Origin of the sequence: Leucobacter edaphi, from assembly GCF_016522535.1 — a bacterium.
GTDB classification, from domain to species: Bacteria; Actinomycetota; Actinomycetes; order Actinomycetales; family Microbacteriaceae; genus Leucobacter; species Leucobacter edaphi.
The window spans coordinates 21,098-38,687 of the sequence record NZ_JAEHOI010000002.1 but is presented as its reverse complement, the minus strand read 5'-3'; the positions used below and the strand labels follow the sequence as shown (position 1 = coordinate 38,687).

The following is a 17,590-nucleotide window of genomic DNA, read 5'->3' as shown; positions in this document are numbered from 1 at the left end:
CGAGGGGGGCTCGGGCCGAGGGCAAATCCCACGCCCCTGGGGCCCGGGCGGACGAACCGCCGCGGGCGGAGGGCACCTGGCGGGCGCGCGAGGGCGGGCGAGGGCGGCAGCGGCCGGTATCACGGCGCCGAACCCCGCAGGCGCGGCCGGTGACGCGGCAAACGCCCCAGCAGGGACGGCCGAAGGGCGGCCGGGGCTCAAGGAGAGGCACCCCGGGGGCCCCAGGGGCGCGGCCGGCGGCACCCGGGGCGCGGCCGGGGGCGCAAAAGGCGCGGCCGGCGGCAGCCGGGGCACGGCAGCCGGGCCGCAGCAGCCGGGGCGCGGCAAACGCCAGGGTCGGGGAGGCGGGCAAGGCCACCCGGGGCGCGGCAAACGCCCCGGCAGGGCCGGCCGCAGGCCTGCCCTGCGCGCGAGCGTCACGCGCCGACGCCCCTCGGGTGCGGCACGGGAAAGTGGGTCTGATCAGGGGTTATGGGGAGGAGAATCGGCGCTCGAGTTCCGGAGTATTGCTTCCGGCGCAATCCGTGCTAATCTGTGCAATGTCACACTGTAGCGACATGCCACGGGTGACATTCATACTCCCAGTGGAAGGACCTCAATGACCGAGAAGAAGCCCTGGCACGGTGTCATCGTCGCCACCTCGCTCCCCTTCAAGGACGACCTGTCGGTCGACTACGACGCCTTCGGCGAGCACGTCGCCTGGCTCGCAGAGAACGGCTGCGATGGCGTCGCCCCCAACGGATCGCTCGGCGAGTACCAGACCCTCAGCGATGTCGAGCGCGCACAGGTCATCAAGACCGCCGTCGAGGCCTCGCCCGAGGGCTTCACGGTGATGGCGGGCGCCGGCGCGTACGGCGCCCTGCAGTCGGCTCACTGGGCCGAGCAGGCCGCCGAGGCCGGCGCGCAGTGCGTCATGCTGCTCCCGCCGAACACCTACCGCGCGGATCACGCAGCTGTGCGCGATCACTACGCCACCGTCGGCAAGGTCGGTCTCCCGATCGTCGGCTACAACAACCCGATCGACACGAAGGTCGACCTCGTCCCCTCGCTGATCGCGCAGATCCACGAGGACGGCAACATGGTCGGCGTCAAGGAGTTCTCGGGCGATCCCCGCCGCATCTACGAGATCAAGGAGCTCGCCCCGAGCATCGACATCCTGATCGGCACCGACGACACCGTTCTCGAGGTCGGCCTCGCCGGCGCCGTGGGCTGGGTCTCGGGCTACCCGAACGCGATCCCGAAGTCCTGCATCGAGCTCTACAACCTCTGCACCTCGGGCAACGTCCAGGACCTCGTGCGCGCGCAGGAGATCTACCGCGATCTCCACTCGCTGCTGCGCTGGGATTCGAAGACGGAGTTCGTGCAGGCGATCAAGCTCTCCATGGACGTGCTCGGCCTGAAGGGCGGCGCGTGCCGTCCCCCGCGCCTCGCGCTGCCGAAGGACATCGCCGATCGCATCGTCGCCGACACCGAGGCGGCGGTCGCGAAGGGCTACGACAAGTAACATCGCACACAGGCGGAGGTAAGCGATTCCGGGTCTGATCTGAGAAGATTCGGCCCGGGATCGCTTCCACCGTCTCTGGGGAACCTCAGGGGAAAGGCAGATCATGCGCACTTCTCGCGTCTACCACGCGGTCGACTCGCACACGGAGGGCATGCCGACCCGGGTGATCGTCGGCGGCGCCGGCGTGTATCCGGGGGCGACCATGGCCGAGCGCCGCACGTGGTTCATGGAGCACAACGACGAGCTGCGCCAGCTCCTCATGTTCGAGCCGCGCGGTCACGCCTCCATGAGCGGCGCGATCCTGCAGCCCCCGACGCGCCCGGACGCCGACTGGGGCGTCCTCTATATCGAGGTGTCGGGCCTGCTCCCCATGTGCGGGCACGGCACGATCGGCGTCGCCACGGTGCTCGTCGAGACCGGGATGGTCGAGGTGCAGGAGCCCGTCACGACGATCCGCCTCGACACCCCGGCCGGCCTCGTGATCGCGGAGGTGCAGGTCGAGAACGGCCACGCGGAGCGGGTAACGATCACGAACGTTCCGTCGTTTGCCGAGCGGCTCGACGCGAGCGTCGAGGTTCCGGGTCTGGGCACCGTCGCCTACGATCTGGCCTTCGGCGGCAACTTCTACGCGATCGTCGATCTCGATCAGATCGGGATCGAGTTCCGCGAGGATCGCGCGAACAAGGACGAGCTGTTGCGAGCGGGGCTCGACATCATGGACGCGATCAATGCGAGCGACGAGCCCGTGCACCCGGAGCGGCCCGATATCCGCGGCTGCCATCACGTCTATCTGAAGGCCCCGGGCTCCTCGGCTGAGCGCTCGCGCCACGCGATGGCGATCTATCCCGGCTGGTTCGACCGCTCCCCCTGCGGCACGGGAACGAGCGCCCGCATGGCCCAGCTGCACGCGCGCGGCGAACTGCCGCTGCATCAGGACTTCATCAACGAGTCGTATATCGGCTCGCGTTTCGTCGGCCGGCTGATCGAGGAGACCGAGGTCGCTGGCCGACCCGCGGTCATTCCGACGATCACCGGCCGAGCCTGGGTAACCGGTACGGCCCAGTACTTCCTCGATCCGTCCGATCCGTTCCCGAAGGGGTTCTTGCTATGACCGACATTCCGTATTTCGATGCCGATCAGGTTCGTTCGATCCTTACCTTCGAGCGCGCAATCACCGCGCTCGAGGATGGCCTGCGGGCAGGCGTCGATCCAGAGAACGATGGGCCGCGGCTCTTCAGCCCCGCGCCCGACGGCGAGTTTCTGCTGATGCCCGCGCAGGGTCCCGAGTTCAGCGGGCTCAAGGCGCTCACCGTCGCCCCGAACAACCCGGCGCGCGGCCTCGCGAAGATCCAGGGCCTGTACGCGCTGTACTCCTCGGACACGCTCGAACCGGTCGCGGTCATGGAGGGGTCGAGCCTCACGGCGATCCGCACGCCCGCGGTCACGCTGATGGCGATCCGGCACCTGGCCCGCGCGGCGCTCCCCGGCCAGGAGGTTCCCGCGCAACCGAACATCCTGATATTCGGCGCGGGGATCCAGGCCGTCGGGCACATCAACGCGGCTCTCGTCGACTTCCCCGATGCGCAGTTCAGCATCGTGGGCCGCACGCAGTCGAAGGTGGACGACCTGATCGCGGGCTTCCCGGAGCTCGGGATCCGGGATCGGGGCGGCGATATCGACGCTGCGGTCCGCGAGGCCGACATTATTATCTGCGTGACGACCGCAACGGCCCCGCTCTTCGACGGCTCACTCGTCAAGGACTCCGCGATCGTCGCCGCCGCGGGAACGCACGGCCTGGATCTCCGCGAGCTCGATGACGCGCTGATCGGGCGCTCCGACCTCGCGCTGGAGGGTCGCGGCTCGGCTCAGCGGGAGAACGGCAATCTGGCGACCACCTTCTCGGAGGCCGACTGGGCTTCGGAGAACCTGCCGGTAAACCTCCGCGAACTCGTGGTTTCCGGCATCGAGCGACACGAGGGCCGCCCCGCCGTGTATACCGGAGTGGGCATGTCGTGGGAGGATTTGCTGTGTGCGGCTGCGGTCTTCGCCGAGGGTCGGCAGCATTCCGGCCGCTAAGGAGCCGTCATGTCCTCGTCCACCCCGAACCGCCCCGAACCCGAGGCGCAGCTGACCCCGCTGGATCGTCCGCGCAATCTGCGCGAGACGGTGCTCGATCAGCTGCGCACCGCGATCATCACCGGGCGGTTGGAGGAGGGCGAGATCGTCTCGGCACCGGTGCTCGGGCAGGCGCTCGGCGTCTCCGCGACGCCGGTGCGCGAGGCGATGATGGATCTGGCCCGCGAGGGGCTGGTGGAGACGCTGAAGAACAAGGGCTTCCGGATCACCAGCATGAGCGAGAAGGATCTGGACGATCTCGCCCAGATCCGGGTGCTCCTCGAGCCCCCGGCCATGCGTCTGGTGGCGGGCAACATCCCGGACGAGGACATTGCGGGCCTGCAGGCGCTCGCCGACGACTGCCTGCGGGCAGCAGAGACCGAGGATCTCGAGCGTTATCTCCGCGATGATCGGGAGTTCCACGCGCAGATCCTGTCCTATGCGAACAATCCGCAGCTCACAGAACTCGCCACCTCACTCCGCACGCGCACCCGCCTGTACGGGATCGGCCTCCTGGCAAGCCAGGGCCGGCTCTCGACGACGGCGAGCGAGCACCAGACCCTCATCGACCTGCTGGTCGCGGGCGACGGCGAAGCCGCCGTCGAGCTCCTCCGCCAGCACATTTCACACGCACGCGACGTCTGGGCCACCGGTGACACCACCGACGGCCAGGACCCTGATCCAGATCGTCCACGGGAAGAATGACACGAACCTCCGACATCATCGTCATCGGCGCCGGCATCATCGGCGCCGCGACCGCCTACTTCGCCACGCGCGCCGGCTTCACCGTCACGGTGATCGAGCGGGATCTCCCGGCCGGCGGGACGAGCTCCCGGTGCGAGGGCAACATTCTGGTGTCGGACAAGGAGCTCGGGCCTGAACTCGAGCTCACCCGCTTCTCCCTCGACCTCTGGAGCGGCGAGCTCGCCGAGCACGGTCACCTGTGGGAGTTCGAGCGGAAGGGCGGCATCATCGTCGCCTCGAAGGAGACGAGCCTCACCTCGCTGGATCGGTTCTCCTCGTCGCAGCGCCAGTTCGGGATCCGCACCGAGCGTCTCGACGAGGCGGCGCTGCGCGAGCTGGAGCCGAACGTCACGGATCGCGCGCTCGGCGCCGCCTTCTATCCGGACGACAGCCAGGTGCAGCCCGTGCTCGCGGCGTCCCACCTGCTGCGCCTGGCCCGTGAGGCCGGGGCGGAGCTCGTGGTGCGCGCGCCGGTGACCGGGTTCCTCCGCGACGGGGATCGCGTGACCGGCGTCCGCACTCCCCGCGGAGACTTCAGCGCCGCGAACGTGGTGAACGCGACGGGCACGTGGGCCGGGCCGATCGGCGAGCTCGCGGGCGCGCCGGTGCCCGTGCTCCCGCGGCGCGGCTTCGTCATGGTCACCGAGCGGCTCCCGCCGATGGTCCACCACAAGGTGTACGCGGCCGAGTACGTCGATAACGTTGGCAGCTCGGACGCCGGGCTGCAGGCCTCCCCCGTGGTCGAGGGCACGCCGGCCGGGACGATCCTGATCGGATCGAGCCGGGAACGGGTCGGATTCGACAGCACCGTGAGCACGGAGGCGCTGCGCACGATCGCCCGCAACGCGGTCGCGCTCTTCCCGTTCCTCGAGCGCACCAGGATCCTGCGGCACTATCACGGCTTCCGCCCCTACTGCCCGGACCACCTGCCCGTGATCGGCCCGGACCCTCGGGCGCCCGGGCTGTGGCACGCAGCCGGCCACGAGGGCGCCGGGATCGGCCTCGCCGCGGGCACGGGGAAGCTCATCGCGCAGGCGCTCGCCGGTGAAGAGCCGGGTGTTCCGCTCGCCCCATTCCGCCCGGAGCGCTTCGCCGACGCGGCCGCCCCGGCGCACGGGGCGCCTGGGCCGATTGCCCCACCGGGCGCGGATCACGCCAACGATCAGGACACTGCAGCGACGAAGGAGAGCGCATGAGCGCCGAGACGGACTTCCGGCCGACCGGCCGCCGCGTCACCGCGAGCTTCGAGGGCGAGCCGATCTCGGCCGAGCCGGGCGCGAGCGTCGCGGCCGCGCTCCTGGCCTCGGGCTGCGACGCGTGGCGTTCGACGCGCGGCGGCGGCAAGCGGGGGCTGTTCTGCGGGATCGGCGTCTGCTACGACTGCATCGTCGAGATCGACGGCGAATCTGGCCAGCGGGCCTGCATGATCCCCCTCACCGAGGGCATGCGGATCGCCGACGCCGGACGCGCGACGGCGCCAACCGCCGGGATGCACGCCGCAGGGAACGCACCCCACGACTCGGCCGAGAGCGCAGCCCAGCCCGCAACCGACAACTCAGCCGAGGAGAACCGCGCATGAGCAGGGAGTCCGCGCAGCAGAGCGCACCTCAGCGCCCGACGGGACGCGCGCAGGAGTGGGACGTCGCGATCGTCGGCGCCGGTCCCGCGGGCCTCGCGACGGCCGCCGCGGCGCTCGCCGAGGGCGCCAGCGCCGTCGTGGTCGACTCGGGCGAGCAGCCCGGCGGCCAGTACTGGCGCCACCGCTCCGAGGCGGCCGGAATCGCGGACGACGGTGCGCTCCACCACGGCTGGTCCGAGTACCTCGAGCTCCGCGCGGCGTTCGACCTGGGCGTCGCGACCGAGCGGCTCCGGTATCTTCCCGCGGCCTCGGTGTGGATGGCGCGCGCCGACGACCCCGGCTTCACCCTCTTCCTCGCCCCGGCGCACGGCCCCGGCGAGTCCTCCGCGCTGCCGAAGTCGATCCGCGCGAAGCGGCTCGTCCTCGCGACGGGCGGCTACGATCGGCAGCTCCCGGTTCCCGGCTGGGATCTCCCCGGCGTGATGGCCGCCGGCGGCATCCAGGGATTCGTGAAGCAGAACGGGATGCTTCCCGGGAAGCGCTTCGTGATCGGGGGAACGGGTCCGTTCCTCCTCCCCGTCGCCGCGAACATCGTGCAGACGGGCGGCGAGGTCGCCGCGGTCTGCGAGTCCGCCTCGCTCGCCGGGTGGATCCCGCGCGCGCACCGCGCGATCGGTGTCCCCGCGAAGGCGATCGAGGGCGCGGGCTACGCGTGGACCTTCCTGTGCTCCCGGATCCCCTACCGGGTCCGCACCGTGATCACGGAGATCCTCGGAGACGGCCGCGTCGAGGCGGTCCGCACGGCCCGCGTCGACGGCGACGGCCGCGCGGTTCCCGGCTCGGAAAGGCTGATCGAGGGCGTCGACGGCGTCGGGCTCGGCTGGGGCTTCACCCCGCAGCTCGAACTGCCGCAGCAGCTCGGCGTCGCGACCGCGCAGGACGTCGACGGCTCGCTCATCGCCACGGTCGACGCGGTGCAGCGCTCGAACGTCCCCGGGCTGTTCCTCGCGGGCGAGATCACGGGCGTCGGCGGTTCGGTGCTCGCGGTGCTCGAGGGGCGGATCGCGGGCCGCCAGGCCGCGCGCGAGTCGCTCGGCGAGTACCCGGGGTCGACCCCGCGCGCCGAGCTGCGGGCGGTGCGCCGTCAGCGCTCCTTCGCCGAGGCGATGCACCTCGCGCACCCGATCCCGGCCGGCTGGGCCGAGCGCCTCACCGAGGACACGATCGCGTGCCGCTGCGAGGAGGTGCCGGTCGGCGAGATCGTGCGCACGCGCGACGACATGGCGGGCGACGACGCCCGCACCCAGAAGGGCGTCACCCGCGCGGGCATGGGCTGGTGCCAGGGGCGCGTGTGCGGCTTCGCCGTTTCGTGCCTCGCCGCTGGCGGCGGCGAGCGCCCCGCGGCAGAGTCGCTCGCCCAGGCCTCGAAACGCCCGGTCGCGCAGCCGATCACGGTCGGCTCGCTGCTCGATCTCGACGAGTAAGCCAACACGCGCGCGCACGCGCACTCCCCCGGACACACGAAACGGGGCGGCGGAATCGCTTCCGCCGCCCCGTTCGCTGCGATTCGGCTACGCCCCGAGGTACGCCTCGATGACGCGCGGATCCGCGGCGAGCTCCGACGCTGGTCCCTCCATCGTGACCCGGCCCGACTCGAGCACGTAGGCCCGGTCGGCGATCTTCAGCGCGGCGCGCGCGTTCTGTTCGACGAGCAGAATCGTCGTGCCCTGCTGATTGACCTCGCGGATGATGTCCATCACCTGCTTCACGATCAGCGGTGCGAGACCCATCGACGGCTCATCGAGCAGGAGCAGCTTCGGCCCGCCAACGAGCGCCCGCCCGAGCGCGAGCATCTGCTGCTCGCCGCCCGACAGCGTTCCGCCCTGCTGATCCCGCCGCTCGGCGAGCCGCGGCATCAGCTCGTACGCGTAGTCCGCGCGCTCCTGGATGAGTTTCTGATCCTTCACGAGATACCCGCCGAGCAGGAGATTCTCGTGCACCGTCATCGTGGAGAACACGCGACGACCCTCCGGGATGTGGAGGAGGCCTGCGCCAACGATGTCCCACGGCCGCTGCTTCGTGAGATCGAGATCCCCCCAGCGCACCGTGCCGCTCTTCGCCTTCTCGAGGCCCGAGATGAGCGACAGCGTCGACGTCTTCCCCGCGCCGTTGTTGCCGAGCAGGGAGACGATCTCGCCCTCGCGCACCTCGATGCTGAGGTTCCGCAGTGCGTGGACCCGGTTGTAGTAGAGCTCAACGTTCTCGAGTGTGAGCGTGCTCATTCCTCTTCCTCCCCGAGATAGGCGGCGATCACGACGGGATCGTTCTTGATCTGCTCCGGCGTGCCGTCCGCGATCTCCTTGCCGTAGTTCAGCACGACGATGCGCTCCGAGATCTCCATCACGAGACCCATGTCGTGCTCGATGAGCACGACGCTCACCCCGAGGTCACGGATCTTCCTGATGAGGCCCATGAGCTCCATCTTCTCGTTGTGGTTGAGGCCGGCGCCGGGCTCGTCGAGCAGGATCAGCGTCGGCTGCGTCGCGAGCGCGCGAGCGATCTCGACGCGGCGCTGCTCGCCGTAGGGCAGCTGCGTCACGAGGAGCTCGTCGTCCGCCCGGAAGCCGACGAAGTCGAGCCAGCCGCGCGCGTCCTCCGTGCACTGCTCCTCGCTCCGCTTGTAGCGGGGCGTGTGCAGCATCGCGTCGAACACGTTCTGGCCGAGGTGCGAGTGCATCCCGGTCTTCACGTTCTCGAGCACCGTCATCTCCGAGAACAGGCGCACGTTCTGGAACGTGCGCGCCATCCCCTTCTCAGTGATGTAGGACGGCTTCTTGCGGGTGATCTCCTGGCCGTCGAAGACGACCGATCCCGCGTTCGGCCGGTAGAAGCCCGAGATGCAGTTGAACGCGCTCGTCTTCCCTGCGCCGTTGGGGCCGATCACCGAGATGATCTCGTTCTCGTGCACGGAGAAGGAGAGCCCGGCGACGGCCTTGATACCGCCGAAGGAGACGGCAAGGTCCTTGACCTCGAGGATCGTCTTCCGAGGATCGCCCGACCGGCGCTCGGCAACCGCGGGACCCGCGGTGTTCTGCGTGTCGCTCATCAGTCCTTCTCCTTCTCAGTCTTCTCGACGATGACGACCTCGTCCGGCCCGTCCGGCCCGTCCTCGACCCCGACGACCCCGACCGCTGAGGTCGCGGGCACCTGCGGGATCGACCGCTTCTTGAGGAACGGCAGGACGGCATTTGCCGGCCAGATCCCTCGCGGGCGGAAGATCATCGCGACGACGAGCAGCACACCGAAGATCAGGAAGCGCCACTCCGAGAAGTCGCGCAGGAACTCCGGCGCGAGCGACACGAACAGGGCGCCGATGATCACACCTGGCGTCGAGCCCATGCCGCCGAGCACGACCGCCATGAGCACGAGCGCCGAGTACAGGAACTCGAAGCTGTTCGGCGAGATCGCGCTCAGGTGGCTCGCCATCAGCGTGCCGGCGAAACCACCCCAGACCGCGCCGATGATGTAGGCCGACAGCTTCGTCTTGTAGCCGTTGATGCCCATCGCCTCGCTGACGTCCTCGTCGTCGCGCACCGACTTCCACGCGCGGCCGAGCTTGCCCTTGCCGAGGCGGGAGACGGCGACGACCGCGAGGCCGATCCCGACGAACAGGACGAAGTAGTAGAACAGGATCTTCGAGTTGAAGTGGATCCCGCCGATGTCGAGCCCGTCGGCGAACGACCAGCCGAAGAACCGCCAGGTCGGGATGCCGTGAATGCCCGAGGGGCCGCCCGTGATCTGCAGGTTGTTCGCCGTGATGCGGATGATCTCACCGAAGCCGAGCGTCACGATCGCGAGGTAGTCGCTGCGCAGCCGCAGCGTCGGACCGCCGATGATCACGCCCGCGACGATGCACGCGAGGACCACGATCGGGATCGTCTCCAGCATGGAGAGCCCGAACTGCGTCGTCAGGATGCCGCTCGTGTACGCGCCGACCGCCATGAACGCGATGTAGCCGAGGTCGAGGAGACCGGCGTAGCCGACCACCACGTTGAGGCCCATCGCGAGCACGATGTAGATCATCGCCGAGGTGAGGATCGAGATCAGATACGGTGACGCCGAGATGAACGGCAGCACGGCCGCGCCGATGAACAGCACGAGGCCCAGGCCCCGCATGAAGTTCTGCGGCGCGAGCAGGCCGCTCACGGCCGGGGGCCGCTCCAGGAACGGCTTCGGAACGGCGATGCGTTGAGTCTTCGTCTTGGCCATGATCACACCCGCTCCACGACGCGCTCACCGAGGATGCCGGTGGGCTTGAACACGAGGAAGAGGATCAGGAAGCCGAACGCGAAAACGTCGCGCCACTGCCCTCCGAGGAAGTGCGTGCCGAAGGACTCGAGCAGACCGAGGACGAGGCCGCCGATCATCGCACCGTAGAGATTTCCGATGCCGCCGATCACGGCCGCGGTGAACGCTTTCAGCCCGATCACGAATCCCATCAGGAAGTCGATCGTGCCGTAATAGGCGGCCGCCATCACGCCGGCCGCACCGGCGAGCGCCGAACCGATGAAGAACGTGCGCGAGATCACCTTGTTGACGTTCACGCCCATGAGGAGCGATGCCTTCTGATCGAGGGCGATCGCGCGCATCGCGCGGCCCTCGCGCGAGTGCATGACGTAGCGCTGCAGCACGAACATGAGCACCGCAGCGACGAGCATGAGGATGATCTGCGGCATCGTGATCCGGGCACCGAACACGTCGATCGGCGAGCCGGACAGCCGGATCGGGAACACCTTCGGGCTCGCGCCGAAGATCTGGCGCACCGCGTACTCGAGGGTGAAGGAGACGCCGACCGCGGTGATGAGCGCCGCGAGACGCGGGCTGGTGCGCAGCGGACGGTAGGCAATGCGCTCGATCATCACGCCGACGCCGCCCGTGAGGAGCATCGTGATGAGGAGAACGAGGAGCAGGATCGGGATCGACCCGATCCCGAAGAGGCCCGTCGTCGCGCCGAGGATCACGAACGCGATGAAGGAGCCGAGCATGTAGAGGTCGCCATGCGCGAAGTTCAGCAGCTTGATGATGCCGTACACCATGCTGTAGCCGAGGGCTACCAGGGCGTAGAAGGCACCGACGAACAGCCCATTCCAGACAAGTTGAAACACGTTACCGCCTTTGCAGGTTCACGGTTGATGCGAGGGAGGACGAGGGGCCGCCCGGTGGTGTCCCGAGCGGCCCCCTTGAGTCCCTAGCCCTGCAGGTTGTCCTTCATGACGAACGAACCGCCGGCACCGGTGGGCTCGACGATGACGAAGCCGCCGCTGCCCTCGAGGGTGCCGTCCTTGGTGAAGGTGGCGGGGCCGGAGAAGAGCTTGAAGTCCTTCAGCCCGGCAAGCGCCTCGTCGACCTTCTTGCCGTCGGTCGACTTCGCGTTCTTCATCGCCTCGGCCACCACGCGGACCGCGTCGTAACTCTGCGTCGAGTAGGGGCCGGGGTCGGCCTTGAACTCGGTCTTGTAGTCCTTGATCCACGTGTCCGCGCCCTCGAGCATGTCGGGGGTCTGCGTGAACGTGCCGACGACGTTCTTGACGTTCTCGGCGCCAGCGATCGCGGAGAGCTGCGCATCGACCGATCCGTCGCCGACGAGGATCGTGCCGTCGTAGCCCGCGTCACGGAACTGGCGGATCAGCAGGCCGCCTGCCTGGTAGTAGCCGGTCCAGACGATGAGGTCGGGCTTGGACCCGAGGACGTTGTTGACGTTCGCGGCGAAGTCCTTCTCGTCGGGGTTGACGGAGTCCGTCTTGACGATCTCGACCTTGCCGGATTCCTTCGCCTGGGACTGCACCGACTTGGCGAGGTCCTTCGAGTAGTCGGTGTTGTCGTCGACGACGGCGACCTTCTTGGAGCCGAGCTTCTCCGCGTACTTCACGGTTGCGCCAGCCTGCTGGGCGCCGGTGCCGTTGATGAGGAAGGCGCCCTGGCCCACGAGCGCGTTGGAGTTCGCCGCGGGAATCACCATCGGGATGGAGGCTTCCTTGAAGATCGGGAGCGTCGGGAGCGTGGCGCCAGAGCAGTAGCCGCCGACGGAGGCGACGACGCCCGCCGTGACGAGCTTCTGCGCTGCGGCGACCGACGCGGTCGCGTCGCAGGCGTCGTCCTCGACCACGAGCTCGAGCTTGCGGCCGTCCACGCCGCCGTCCTTGTTGATCTCGTTGACGGCCATGGTGGCGCCGTTCTTCATGTAGTCGCCGAACGCGGCTTCGGAGCCGGAGAACGGTGCGAGCATGCCGAGCTTGATCGGCCCCTCCTCGGAGCCTCCCTTGTCTCCGCTCGCGAGTCCGCCCGAGCAGCCGCTGAGGACCAGTCCGGCCGAGAGCACGATGGCTCCGACGGCCGCGATACGGCGACCGCGGTGGGTGTGACGTGAATACATAGGATTACCTTTCCCGATGCTTCGTTGGATCTTTGGAAGGAGTTTTCAAACGCGCGTTTCCTTCGCGTCAAGTGCCATAGTACACAGCACCAGCGCGCCAGGGTATCACCCAGGTCACGATTCGGACACGGAAAATTCTCCCGGGAAATTCGGTCGAGATCAGGGGATCGGTGCTGCCCGGCGCGCACACTCCCCTGCCGTTTCGCTGTTCACGGAATACAGTTCCCGTCGATACCTTTCGTGACAAACTGGGATTCGTACGTGCGCACGTGCCGAAGCGTGCACTTCACAGTACAATTGCACATGGCAGGCAGCGCCGGCCGTACACGGGCGCTTCCGCCCCGCACCCCAGACCCGAAGGAGAACCGCCATGACAGGCACGCTCACCCCCGAACTCGAAGCGATCGTCGCCGAGGCCGCAGCAGCAGCCCCCGCGTTCGCCGCAACCGCTCCGGAGGATCGCGCCCGCGCGCTCGTCGCCGTCGCCGACGCGCTCGAGGCCGCCAAGGCCGACCTCGTCGCCATCGGCATGGCCGAGACCGGCCTCACCGAGGCGCGCCTCTCCGGCGAGGTCACCCGCACGGCCGTCCAGCTCCGCCTCTTCGCCGACACCCTCGTCGACGGTGCCTACCTCGACGCCCGCATCGACCCGGCCGACAACGACTTCGCGCTCGGCGTGCGCCCCGACATCCGCCGCACCCACCTCCCCCTCGGCCCGGTCATCAACTTCTCCGCGTCGAACTTCCCGTTCGCCTTCTCCGTCATGGGCGGCGACTCGGCCGCGATCCTCGCCGCGGGCTGCCCGCTCATCGTGAAGGCGCACTCGGGCCACCCGAAACTGTCCGACGCAACCGCCGAGGTTGCCAGCAGGGCCCTCGCGGCCGCGGGCATGCCCGAGGGCGTGTTCCACCTGATCCACGGCCGTGAGGCCGGCGTCGCCGTGCTCAAGGATCCGCGCATCAAGGCCGGCGCGTTCACCGGCTCGATCTCGGTCGGCCGCCTCCTCGCCGACATCGCGGCGAACCGCCCCGCACCGATCCCCTTCTACGGCGAGCTCGGCAGCGTCAACCCCGTGTTCGTCACTGCCGACGCGATCGCCGAGCGCGCCGACGACATCGCCTCCGGCTACCTCACGAGCGTCTCCGGATCGGCCGGCCAGCTCTGCACCAAGCCCGGCTTCATCTTCGTGCCGGCGGGCTCCGCACTGCCCGACGCAATCGCCGCGGCCGCCGAGGCCGGCGAGATCCCCGAGCACCGCCTCCTCGACCCGCGCATCGCCCGAAGCTTCGAGGAGCGCCGCAGCGAGATCCTGGAGTCCCCCGGCGTCCGCGCAATCGTTCCCGGCGGCATCCGCTTCGACGAGGACGGCCAGGGCTGGGCGACCCCCACGATCGTTGCCGTCTCGCTCGAGGACTTCCGCGTCGGCAAGGAAGCCCTGGTCGACGAGGCCTTCGGCCCGCTCTCGATCGTCGTCGAGACCCCCGAGGGCACCGATCTCGCCGCCCTCATGCCCGAGTTCTACGAGGGCAACCTCACCGGCACGCTGCACATCAGCTCCGCCGAGGGGTCGGGCACGAGCGAGAACGTCGAGGAACTGCGCGCGCTCGTCGCCGCGGTCGCCGCGCAGGTCGGCCGCGTGCTGTTCAACGGCTGGTCCACCGGCGTCGCCGTGACCCCCGCGCAGCAGCACGGCGGACCGTGGCCCGCCACGACGAACGACTCGAGCACCTCCGTCGGCACCTCCGCGATCAAGCGCTTCGTGCGCCCGGTCGCGTTCCAGAACGCGCCGGACGCTTTCCTGCCCGACGCACTCCGCGACTCCAACCCGGCCGACGTGCCGCAGGCGATCGCGCCCGCCGGGGAGTCGAAGTCCTGGGGTGCGCGCTGGCGCTAAACACACTGCGTTGAACGCCCTGAGCGTTCGACCTGATCAGGGGCGTTGTGGTCGCGATTGTGGCCGCAACGCCCCTGGTGTTTTTCGGCCTGCCATCGCCGAGGCCCGTGGCACGAGCGGAGACCCGGCGGGACCCCTCCCCAGCGTCCGAGACGATTCCGCGCGGGCAGGGGCCGGACTCCGTCGAGCGATTCGCGTTTTACGCTACAACCGTTAAACTAAATACGAGACCCCGGGCATCGAAATCGGGGTCTCACGGGGAGCGGAATCAACAGGGGGCCGCTTCGCGTCGCAGCACGCGCGGTCACGACCGGGTCGCTCCGCGCACCCCCGGAGCACCTGGGGGCGTTTACATGAGCAGCATTCGATCCGACCGCACCGCTTCATCCCGTCGCGCCAGGCGCAATGGAATGATGACCGCGCTCACCGCGGCGGCGATCCTCCTGTTCCCCCTCGTTTCCGGGACCGCGCCCGCGAGCGCGCTCACCGAGGTCGCACCCGAAATGCCGGTCTCCTCACAGAGCGGCTTCGGCTCGGTTACCGTGCCGGACCAGAGCCCCGGCTTCAGCTCGTTCAACACCGTCTCCGGCAGCGTCATCCGGACCCCGAACTCAACGGACACGGTTCTGCAATCCGTGGACATCCCGATCCACAACACGCACAGTGAGAACACCGCGATCCATTTCCGGGCACTCGTCGTTCGCTGGGACGCGGAGAACACGCACCCCGTGGGCGAGCCACTCGCCGTGTCGGCGGCCGCCCCCATCCCGCTCACGACCGCGCCGAAGCCCGGGATGACGTGGGTGCCGTTCGCTCTCGAAACGCCGCTCGACCCGGACACGGACTACTTTGTCGCCGCCACCACGCTCTACGACGTCGCCACGAATCCGCCCCAGAGCAAGAATCATCCCATCAGTCTCGGAGTGTCGGAATCGGGCGAGACCGTGGTCAGCCAGCTCGCCCTCGAGCCGTCGCACCTCAGCGACCCGAGCAAGTGGCAGGGGATGTTCGCGGGAGTTCGGCCAGGCAAGTTGGCGATGCGGCTCGTGTTCGATGCCCCGCAACCTGCGATCACGCGCAGCGTCCAGGTCGCCTCTGCGGCCGTGACCTACGGGCAGCCCGCCACGCTCACCGCCACGGTCGACGAGGACGGAGAGGACGGCGGCACGGTCACCTTCTCCGTCGCCGACGCGCCGGCGGGATCGGCGGAGGTCACCGAGCGCACGGCAAGGGTGCGACTCGCGGCGAGCGCGCACCCCGCAGGCGAATACCAGGTCACCGCCCACTACGTCGATCCGGCAGGGGCCGAGGCCCACGCCGAGAACCGGCTCGTCGTTGCGCGTGCCGACACCGCGATCACCGCGATCGTTCACGCGGAGACCGCGCCGGAGGGGCTGAGCGGCACGATCACCGGCGTCCACGGCACGATCCCGAGCGGCAGCGTCTCGCTGATCGATTCCACCGGCGCCGGGAGCGGCAGCGCCACCATCGGCGCGGACGGCAGCTTCGCCTTCCCGCGGGTGGCAGCCGGAACCTACCGGGTGAGTTTCGCCGGTGACGTCAACCACTTGCCCAGCGAGCACACGGTTATCATCCCCGTACCCTCGGGGCCGAACCCGGTCGATCCCGGCACGTCCGATCCAGATCCGAAGCCGGACTCCTCGGCGCCCGGTGCGTCGGGGACAGAACCGGGGGCCGGATCGCGCGGCGCAGGGACCGGTGGGAGCGAGCCGCTCGCGGCGACGGGATCCGGCACCCCGCTGCACCTCGCGGCTATCGTCGCCGCGCTGATCGGGTCGGGCGCCGCGCTGCTGCTCCGCCGCGGGCGAGCCGAAACCGCGTGAACCGAGGAGCCGAGCCAAACTGAGCCGAGCCGAGCCGAGCCGAGCCGAAGTGAGATGCCCGCCACAACGGGCCCAACGGCTCGCTGACCGGCATGGAGTTCGCCGCGTCGCGCCTTGACTCCTCCTGGGTGGCGGCGGGTACCCTCTGTTTCAAGCGCGCCGACTCGGACGACCGACGGGCCGAAGTTCCCGGCAAGGAGCCCGATTGTCGCTCTGCCGAGGGCGGCTCCTCCGATCCCCGCTCGGAACTGCTGCGATCTGGAGCTCGCGGCAGCGGCGCGAAAGCGCACCGAGGGAAGGGGACCCGGGCATGCACGGCAGAGGGGCCTGGCAGAGGATCGCCGCGGCCACAGCGGCGGCCGCCGCGTGCGCCGGCTGCGGCACACTCGGCGGGGATTTCTCACCCGATTCGCTTCCCGGCAATGCGACGCTGGACATCAGCGCGACGAACCCCTGGAGAGCCGAGTTCACGCGCGCGTTCGAAGACTCGGATGACCCGTTTGTGCGCGGCGTGCTGGCAGACGGCCAGGTCTCCGAGGAGGAACGCGCAGAGGCCAGGAACCGGTACTTCGAGTGCCTGCACCGCTCCGGGCAGGAAGCCGACTTCGCCGACGAAGATGCGGGGAACGACATCGTCTTCCTCGACGGCCTGCCGGATCATCTCGATCTGGGCGCCGCCGCCGACGTGTGCATGCGAGCAACGGGGAGAGCCGTGATCGAGCCGCTCTTCATCCTCACGAGAGGCAATCCGAACAACGAGCCGGGCCTGGAATTGCAGTGCCTGCAGGACCGCGGCGCGGTTGATCCCGGCCTCACCGCGGAACGATTCGACCGGAGGATTGCCGACTGGCGCTACATGAAGTCACTCGGCAAGGACTTCGAGGAGTGCGCGAGGGATCCGAAGGGGGGGTCGGCCGTGAGTTCGGGCGACACATTATCGTCACTGGCGAGCGACCGGTCTCGACGACCCCTATCTCCCAGATTCCGGCTGACAACGCGAAAGCCCCCGCTCCGAACTCCCGCGAACGGGAGACTGAGCAGGGGCTTTCGCCGCACCGGATCGGCGCGGATTCAGGCGCCTAGTTCCACAGCACCGCGAGCGCGACGTTCAGGGCCGAGAGGCCCGCGATCGCGCCGAGCACGCCGCCGGAGACCTTTTCCTTCTTGCGGTTCACGAGGATAATCACGATGAGCGCGATGAGCACGACCATCTTGACGCCGATCTTCGCGTTGTTCGGCTGGCCGCCCATCATGTAGATCGAGCCGACGAGCAGCAGGCCCGTGACGAAGAGCAGCGTCGAGCCGTGCAGGATGCCCGGGGTGACGCGCGCGATCCCGCGCTTCACATTGCTGAGCTGCGCGAGCGCCCCGCCGAACACGACGCCGAAGCCGACGATGTGCAGCACGACGAGGATGCCCTTAACGATGGCCATAGTGGTATCCATGACTCCCTAACTTTCTTGCCGGTTCGGTACGC

General features: G+C 69.0%; 15 protein-coding genes. 9 read left to right on the top strand and 6 right to left on the bottom strand.

Annotated elements, in window-relative coordinates:
• The first annotated feature begins 598 nt into the window (after window positions 1-598).
• From JD292_RS01515 to JD292_RS01485, 7 genes are all read left to right on the top strand, one after another.
• Complete coding sequence (locus tag JD292_RS01515) at window positions 599-1,504, top strand: dihydrodipicolinate synthase family protein (protein ID WP_200130980.1); 906 nt, start codon at window positions 599-601, stop codon at window positions 1,502-1,504.
• 103 nt (window positions 1,505-1,607) lie between these two features.
• On the top strand, window positions 1,608-2,615 hold the full coding sequence (locus tag JD292_RS01510; RefSeq protein ID WP_200130979.1) for a proline racemase family protein: 1,008 nt from the start codon (window positions 1,608-1,610) through the stop codon (window positions 2,613-2,615).
• On the top strand, window positions 2,612-3,580 hold the full coding sequence (locus JD292_RS01505) for an ornithine cyclodeaminase family protein (protein WP_200130978.1): 969 nt from the start codon (window positions 2,612-2,614) through the stop codon (window positions 3,578-3,580). The genes JD292_RS01510 and JD292_RS01505 overlap by 4 nt, the downstream gene beginning before the upstream one ends.
• 9 nt (window positions 3,581-3,589) lie before the next feature.
• Window positions 3,590-4,324, top strand: coding sequence for a GntR family transcriptional regulator (locus tag JD292_RS01500; protein ID WP_200130977.1), 735 nt, complete (start codon window positions 3,590-3,592; stop codon window positions 4,322-4,324).
• Window positions 4,321-5,559 (top strand): NAD(P)/FAD-dependent oxidoreductase, encoded by a 1,239-nt coding sequence (locus JD292_RS01495; RefSeq protein ID WP_200130976.1) that lies wholly within the window; start codon window positions 4,321-4,323, stop codon window positions 5,557-5,559. Before JD292_RS01500 ends, JD292_RS01495 begins: the two co-directional genes overlap by 4 nt.
• A complete protein-coding gene (locus tag JD292_RS01490) occupies window positions 5,556-5,942 on the top strand; it encodes a (2Fe-2S)-binding protein (RefSeq protein ID WP_200130975.1) in 387 nt (128 codons plus the stop codon). The genes JD292_RS01495 and JD292_RS01490 overlap by 4 nt, the downstream gene beginning before the upstream one ends.
• Entirely contained in the window at window positions 5,939-7,426 is a 1,488-nt protein-coding gene (locus JD292_RS01485) for an FAD-dependent oxidoreductase (RefSeq protein WP_200130974.1), read from the top strand. Before JD292_RS01490 ends, JD292_RS01485 begins: the two co-directional genes overlap by 4 nt.
• Window positions 7,427-7,513: 87 nt before the next feature.
• Here the strand turns inward: JD292_RS01485 and JD292_RS01480 are convergent, their stop codons facing one another.
• The 5 genes from JD292_RS01480 to JD292_RS01460 all read right to left on the bottom strand — a co-directional run bounded on the left by JD292_RS01480 (window position 7,514) and on the right by JD292_RS01460 (window position 12,375).
• The gene (locus tag JD292_RS01480; RefSeq protein ID WP_200130973.1) at window positions 7,514-8,224 is read right to left on the bottom strand and encodes an ABC transporter ATP-binding protein; all 711 of its coding nucleotides are present in this window, start codon (window positions 8,222-8,224) and stop codon (window positions 7,514-7,516) included.
• Complete coding sequence (locus JD292_RS01475) at window positions 8,221-9,048, bottom strand: ABC transporter ATP-binding protein (RefSeq protein WP_200130972.1); 828 nt, start codon at window positions 9,046-9,048, stop codon at window positions 8,221-8,223. The genes JD292_RS01480 and JD292_RS01475 overlap by 4 nt, the downstream gene beginning before the upstream one ends.
• Complete coding sequence (locus JD292_RS01470; protein ID WP_200130971.1) at window positions 9,048-10,211, bottom strand: branched-chain amino acid ABC transporter permease; 1,164 nt, start codon at window positions 10,209-10,211, stop codon at window positions 9,048-9,050. The genes JD292_RS01475 and JD292_RS01470 overlap by 1 nt, the downstream gene beginning before the upstream one ends.
• 2 nt (window positions 10,212-10,213) lie before the next feature.
• Window positions 10,214-11,107, bottom strand: coding sequence for a branched-chain amino acid ABC transporter permease (locus JD292_RS01465; protein ID WP_200130970.1), 894 nt, complete (start codon window positions 11,105-11,107; stop codon window positions 10,214-10,216).
• A gap of 83 nt (window positions 11,108-11,190) precedes the next feature.
• Window positions 11,191-12,375 carry a branched-chain amino acid ABC transporter substrate-binding protein gene (locus JD292_RS01460; RefSeq protein WP_200130969.1) on the bottom strand — a complete coding sequence of 395 codons (1,185 nt, stop codon included), beginning with the start codon at window positions 12,373-12,375 and terminating at the stop codon, window positions 11,191-11,193.
• 370 nt (window positions 12,376-12,745) lie between these two features.
• Here JD292_RS01460 and JD292_RS01455 point away from each other — a divergent pair, with 370 nt between their 5' ends.
• Together JD292_RS01455 and JD292_RS01450 are read left to right on the top strand one after the other, a co-directional pair.
• A complete protein-coding gene (locus tag JD292_RS01455; protein ID WP_200130968.1) occupies window positions 12,746-14,269 on the top strand; it encodes an aldehyde dehydrogenase (NADP(+)) in 1,524 nt (507 codons plus the stop codon).
• A 353-nt stretch (window positions 14,270-14,622) separates the two neighbouring features.
• The gene (locus JD292_RS01450; protein WP_200130967.1) at window positions 14,623-16,113 is read left to right on the top strand and encodes an Ig-like domain repeat protein; all 1,491 of its coding nucleotides are present in this window, start codon (window positions 14,623-14,625) and stop codon (window positions 16,111-16,113) included.
• A 1,079-nt stretch (window positions 16,114-17,192) separates the two neighbouring features.
• Here the strand turns inward: JD292_RS01450 and JD292_RS01445 are convergent.
• Window positions 17,193-17,546 (bottom strand): hypothetical protein, encoded by a 354-nt coding sequence (locus tag JD292_RS01445; protein ID WP_200130966.1) that lies wholly within the window; start codon window positions 17,544-17,546, stop codon window positions 17,193-17,195.
• Between the last annotated feature and the right edge of the window lie 44 nt (window positions 17,547-17,590).

Excerpts from the sequence above, each read along its gene's own strand:
- JD292_RS01515 (WP_200130980.1), top strand. The coding sequence starts at position 599 with ATGACCGAGAAGAAGCCCTGGCACGGTGTCATCGTCGCCACCTCGCTC.
- JD292_RS01510 (WP_200130979.1), top strand. The coding sequence starts at position 1,608 with ATGCGCACTTCTCGCGTCTACCACGCGGTCGACTCGCACACGGAGGGC.
- JD292_RS01505 (WP_200130978.1), top strand. The coding sequence starts at position 2,612 with ATGACCGACATTCCGTATTTCGATGCCGATCAGGTTCGTTCGATCCTT.
- JD292_RS01500 (WP_200130977.1), top strand. The coding sequence starts at position 3,590 with ATGTCCTCGTCCACCCCGAACCGCCCCGAACCCGAGGCGCAGCTGACC.
- JD292_RS01495 (WP_200130976.1), top strand. The coding sequence starts at position 4,321 with ATGACACGAACCTCCGACATCATCGTCATCGGCGCCGGCATCATCGGC.
- JD292_RS01490 (WP_200130975.1), top strand. The coding sequence starts at position 5,556 with ATGAGCGCCGAGACGGACTTCCGGCCGACCGGCCGCCGCGTCACCGCG.
- JD292_RS01485 (WP_200130974.1), top strand. The coding sequence starts at position 5,939 with ATGAGCAGGGAGTCCGCGCAGCAGAGCGCACCTCAGCGCCCGACGGGA.
- JD292_RS01480 (WP_200130973.1), bottom strand. The coding sequence starts at position 8,224 with ATGAGCACGCTCACACTCGAGAACGTTGAGCTCTACTACAACCGGGTC.
- JD292_RS01475 (WP_200130972.1), bottom strand. The coding sequence starts at position 9,048 with ATGAGCGACACGCAGAACACCGCGGGTCCCGCGGTTGCCGAGCGCCGG.
- JD292_RS01470 (WP_200130971.1), bottom strand. The coding sequence starts at position 10,211 with ATGGCCAAGACGAAGACTCAACGCATCGCCGTTCCGAAGCCGTTCCTG.
- JD292_RS01460 (WP_200130969.1), bottom strand. The coding sequence starts at position 12,375 with ATGTATTCACGTCACACCCACCGCGGTCGCCGTATCGCGGCCGTCGGA.
- JD292_RS01455 (WP_200130968.1), top strand. The coding sequence starts at position 12,746 with ATGACAGGCACGCTCACCCCCGAACTCGAAGCGATCGTCGCCGAGGCC.
- JD292_RS01450 (WP_200130967.1), top strand. The coding sequence starts at position 14,623 with ATGAGCAGCATTCGATCCGACCGCACCGCTTCATCCCGTCGCGCCAGG.
- JD292_RS01445 (WP_200130966.1), bottom strand. The coding sequence starts at position 17,546 with ATGGCCATCGTTAAGGGCATCCTCGTCGTGCTGCACATCGTCGGCTTC.